The organism is Martelella mediterranea (genome assembly GCF_021021415.1).
In the GTDB taxonomy this organism is placed as follows: domain Bacteria; phylum Pseudomonadota; class Alphaproteobacteria; order Rhizobiales; family Rhizobiaceae; genus Martelella; species Martelella mediterranea_C.
The window spans coordinates 1-281 of record NZ_JAINWJ010000082.1 but is presented as its reverse complement, the minus strand read 5'-3'; the positions used below and the strand labels follow the sequence as shown (position 1 = coordinate 281).

General features: G+C 50.2%; 1 protein-coding gene. It reads right to left on the bottom strand.

Annotation, left to right across the window (positions count from 1 at the left end):
• A partial coding sequence (locus K7H91_RS25950) for an IS66 family transposase (RefSeq protein WP_230722902.1) occupies nucleotides 1-281 on the bottom strand: 281 nt, incomplete at both ends.

The window sequence follows — 281 nt, the reverse complement described above, 5'->3', positions numbered from 1 at the left end:
GCCAGATTCAGCCACAGCAGCTTGTCACTCAACTCCTCCATGCGTTTATGCATCGTTTGACGCGAAATTCGATGCCCGGCGCGCTCCGTAATGTTTTCCAGGCGATAATACGGGAGAAAGTCAGAGAATTTTGCGACAACGATTTGCGCAATCACATCTTCACCGAACGGTGATTGCCCCAGCAAGCGCTTGGGACTTTTTGCCTGAACGAGTTTGTTACAAGCCGGGCAGACATATTTCGGATAGTGACTTTCAACGACGTAGTATTCCGCCGGCTTGTA